Origin of the sequence: Labilibaculum filiforme (genome assembly GCF_002843315.1) — a bacterium.
Lineage (GTDB): Bacteria > Bacteroidota > Bacteroidia > Bacteroidales > Marinifilaceae > Labilibaculum > Labilibaculum filiforme.
This window is the reverse complement of record NZ_MVDD01000043.1, coordinates 1-3,282: the sequence shown is the minus strand read 5'-3', so window position 1 is coordinate 3,282 and position 3,282 is coordinate 1. Positions and strand designations below refer to the sequence as shown.

Annotated in this window: 3 protein-coding genes and 1 rRNA gene; 2 read left to right on the top strand and 2 right to left on the bottom strand. The window is 33.8% G+C overall.

All coding sequences use genetic code 11. The annotated features are described in order from the left end of the window. Positions 1-196: 196 nt before the first annotated feature. Positions 197-1,042: a hypothetical protein gene (locus BZG02_RS20590; RefSeq protein WP_101263631.1), complete on the top strand. Its 846-nt coding sequence runs from the start codon at positions 197-199 to the stop codon at positions 1,040-1,042. Between the two features lie 274 nt (positions 1,043-1,316). Here the strand turns inward: BZG02_RS20590 and BZG02_RS20925 are convergent, their stop codons facing one another. After that, positions 1,317-1,541: a hypothetical protein gene (locus BZG02_RS20925; RefSeq protein ID WP_180335806.1), complete on the bottom strand. Its 225-nt coding sequence runs from the start codon at positions 1,539-1,541 to the stop codon at positions 1,317-1,319. On the opposite strand from BZG02_RS20925, the gene BZG02_RS20585 reads away from it, so the two are divergent. Beyond that, complete coding sequence (locus tag BZG02_RS20585) at positions 1,540-2,523, top strand: RDD family protein (RefSeq protein ID WP_180335805.1); 984 nt, start codon at positions 1,540-1,542, stop codon at positions 2,521-2,523. The two genes, BZG02_RS20925 and BZG02_RS20585, sit on opposite strands and share 2 nt — an antisense overlap. A gap of 653 nt (positions 2,524-3,176) precedes the next feature. Here the strand turns inward: BZG02_RS20585 and rrf are convergent. After that, positions 3,177-3,282: ribosomal RNA gene (gene rrf / locus BZG02_RS20580) — 5S ribosomal RNA — on the bottom strand; the annotation flags it as partial.

The following is a 3,282-nucleotide window of genomic DNA, read 5'->3' as shown; positions in this document are numbered from 1 at the left end:
CTTCTATTGCAACTTTTGCTTTAAATGTTGAGCTAAATTTACGACGTGTTCTTTTCATTTTTTCCATGAGTTTAATTTACATTATTTTTCAATTAAGCTCCTGGTCTAATTTTCTTAGGGTATTATACTCATAGGTGTTTTATGTATAATTACATCATGTTCGGCAAAAACAGTTAAAAAAAATGGGGGAATAGTAATGGACTGTTCTTTTACTGAAGCATCTATTAATTTAAGAGAAGCTACAAAAGATATCGACAATATAAAAAAACGTTTTTTGTTGGCAGGAGTCAAAGATCCAGTTGTACAATTGGATACCATCTCATTTCAAGTTCATATAGAATTGCCTCAGATTACTGACAAAGAGCTTTATTCAACATTGGTTACACAAAAAGGTGTGTTTAGTTCTAGTATGATATTAAACGGCGAACAAGTTGATGATATCTATAGCTTGGCAAATAAAATACTTGTACAACGCAGCCTTGAATCTTCGGGTGGGGTCGAGGTAGATTCGATGCCTTTGGGACAATACATGAGTGCAAATTATGCAATGTCAAATGGACAACTGGGCTATGTTAAAAACGAGCATAAACTACTAATGGATACAGTTTTTAAACAAGTTTCGGATAGCCTTAATATAAATTTTTATTGGGATTTTCAATGGATGAAGGGGAATGAGGCTATTTCGACATTGTATGCAAGCTCAAAAAAAAATAAAAGACTTGTTTTTGATGGAATGGTTGAAAAAACAGATGTTGAAATGGGTAGCATAGGCTATTTTGAGGTGAGGACGGAGTTAATGGATGAATACAATGATAAGCTTGAAGAGTTAACACGAGTTATTGTAAAAACGAATTTTGGATTCTTCATAGATGATGAAGTATGCTTTGCGGGGTTCGTTACTGAACCACTCACAGAAGGCTGCGTTACCTTAACAGGAGGAGAGCGGGAAGAAGCTACTCAAATTTGTGCCGCCATTTTAGCATCAGGATCTTTGAGGCACAATTTACAGGTTAATACGATAGAATATATTTCAATACAATAATTATTTACTGGCGCACTCGCTCTACTGTTTTTTATGATAGATCAACGAAAACTCGTAATGTGAAAGATGATTTTTTAATAAAATGTCTAGACAAGCTAATAACAGAACCTAATATTTTGAAATAAATGAAATTATTTAATCTAGTTAAACTCCATTACTTACTACTAGTACTTGTTTTATCTTTAATAACACAATGTGTTTATAGCTTAAAATTCGAATTTGCTTTAATCAATGGCTCTTACATACCGGTGTATTTTATCTTAGATATGGTGCCTCACTTATCGCTGTTAAAATCCATAATATTTTCCGATTTTAGTGTAATAACCGAAGGTACTTTAAGTATCATCGTGCTGGCAATAGGATATCTTATATACCGCATGCGGAATAAGGGGACATTTTTAGCTTTTGTAATATCGATATTATTATTTAGCTCCATGGTTGATGCTTTTAGTCTGTTTTTTTCACCCTTTACCATGGCATGTAAAATGTTAGCACTCATGTCTTTTGTTTTTTGTGTTTTATGGATACTCATATTCAGTGCCATACTTCAAAAAATAAAACCACAGGTAGCTTATGTCAATGCCGATGCACAAATTGAAGCCACAAAATTTCATCGGCTTATAAATGTATTGGTTGATACAAGTCTATTGCTAACTCTTGTCCTTGTATTTTCTGATTCGGGGGAGTATATTTCTGTGCTTATTTTAATAGCCATATATGTTATATATTACAGCTTTTTTGAGTATCAATTTGGCTATACTTTGGGTAAGTTAGTTACAGGAACAAGAGTTGTGCAAGCCAATGGAGAAAAGCTTAGGCTAAAGCAGGCTTTATTACGAACGCTCATCCGCTATATTCCCGTAGAATCATTTACATATCTTATTAACACCTCGGGATGGCACGATAAATGGGTCGGAACAAAAGTACTCAAAGTAGAAAAAACACTAAATAAATGGTATCACTATGTATTGTCAATTGTTGTAGGCATAGCTCTGTTTATCCTATTTCTTGCTTTACCACAATTCTTAGATGAACCTTATATTACTGCACAATATCAAAGAATCGATAATGAGGCTCTTGAGGCGGAATTGACTAAAATATCTACGTGTTTTAGTCAACTAGATACCACCATGACCATGACTTTTGATTTGTCTATTGATGATAACAATGTGCATGCATCGTTTAGTATTGATTCGATAACAAGTAATAGTGTACGCCTGTGCGCTGGTTTAGTAAAATTTAAGCCAAAACACATTGATTATAATAGCTTAAATGAGAGTTTTAATGATGATGATTACAATGACATTGAGGATATAAAAGCTTCATACAATGTTAGTATAGAAGTTTTTAAAGTAGATTTTGAAGACTGCACTCGTCTGGAAAAAAAGCTTTTGAAGATTTTTAAAGTAAACGATGAGGGTATTGATTGTCTTAAAATTAAGCGTATGAGGGTTGAGTCATATAACACCTCACTCTTCTAGAAATTCAGTACGGAATAAAGGATATGCTTAATTTAAAATAACCATACAGGATGATGAAACATGTCAGACTAAAGTTAGATGACTATCCAATCAACTGGCGATACTAATTTGAAGAAACAGCTTTTGCGTTGCAAACGCTGAAGGTATTCTTGATCCTCTATACAAAAGTCGTATAGCAACCCTAGAAGTAACACCTGAACAACAGCAGGAAAAGGAAGGCATTGGTGGGTGGTAAATCAAATAATATAAGGCGAACAAAAAAGAGCAGTATAAATGAAGATATAATGGGTAATCTCAAAAACTATCTCAGACTTATTTAACGACAATAAAAATAACTAGTAAGAAATATCATTGAAATAACCACCCTACAAAGCATTTTTAGCGCTGATAATTTCTACGCAATAAGAAGTATGGATGTTTACAATATTAAACTCAGAAGATATTTAAAAGCCCATTCTAGACTCTCCTTAGAAAACAGTCTCAACAATAGATTTCGTTTACAACTAATCCCTACTTCCTTTAATATCTAAACCAGGTAAAACCATTTCTGTATTTGAAAAAGCACCAAAATAAATTTCTCTTTTTTTATCCTTTCTGTGATTTTCGGGCAAAAAAAAAGAGTCTCATTCCATTTGGAATAAGACTCTTTTAAAAGTTGGCGTCGACCTACTCTCCCACCTTTCGGCAGTACCATCGGCGCTAACGGGCTTAACTTCTCTGTTCGGAATGGGAAGAGGTGGAACCCCGTTGCAATAGACA

Coding starts and splice junctions, on each gene's coding strand:
- BZG02_RS20585 (WP_180335805.1), top strand. CDS start 1,540: ATGTCTTTTGTTTTTTGTGTTTTATGGATACTCATATTCAGTGCCATA.
- BZG02_RS20590 (WP_101263631.1), top strand. CDS start 197: ATGGACTGTTCTTTTACTGAAGCATCTATTAATTTAAGAGAAGCTACA.
- BZG02_RS20925 (WP_180335806.1), bottom strand. CDS start 1,541: ATGAGTGCTAACATTTTACATGCCATGGTAAAGGGTGAAAAAAACAGA.